This window comes from Bradyrhizobium sp. PRIMUS42 (assembly GCF_023006515.1).
In the GTDB taxonomy this organism is placed as follows: Bacteria; Pseudomonadota; Alphaproteobacteria; order Rhizobiales; family Xanthobacteraceae; genus Bradyrhizobium.
This window is the reverse complement of record NZ_JALBGZ010001639.1, coordinates 1-400: the sequence shown is the minus strand read 5'-3', so window position 1 is coordinate 400 and position 400 is coordinate 1. Positions and strand designations below refer to the sequence as shown.

The window sequence follows — 400 nt, the reverse complement described above, 5'->3', positions numbered from 1 at the left end:
CAAGCCGCTGCGCACCGGCGTGCGCGTCATCGATTTGTTCGCGCCGATCTGCGCCGGCCAGCGCGTCGGCATCTTTGCCGGCTCCGGCGTCGGCAAATCGACGCTGCTTGCGATGCTCGCCCGTAGCCAGGGTTTCGACACCGTCGTGCTGGCCCTGGTCGGCGAGCGCGGCCGCGAGGTGCGCGAGTTCATCGAGGACGTGCTGGGCAACGATCGTCAGCGTGCCGTCACCATCGTGTCGACCGGAGACGAAAGCCCGATGATGCGGCGGCTGGCGCCGAAGACGGCCATGGCGGTCGCCGAATATTTCCGCGACCGGGGCGAATCGGTCCTGCTGATGGTCGATTCGATCACCCGTTTCGCCCACGCCGCCCGCGAGGTCGCGCTCGCCGCCGGCTAG

Annotated in this window: 1 pseudogene; it reads left to right on the top strand. The window is 69.0% G+C overall.

The annotated features are described in order from the left end of the window. Window positions 1-397: pseudogene (gene fliI, locus MOV75_RS42055) on the top strand (flagellum-specific ATP synthase FliI); the annotation flags it as partial. Window positions 398-400 lie beyond the last annotated feature (3 nt).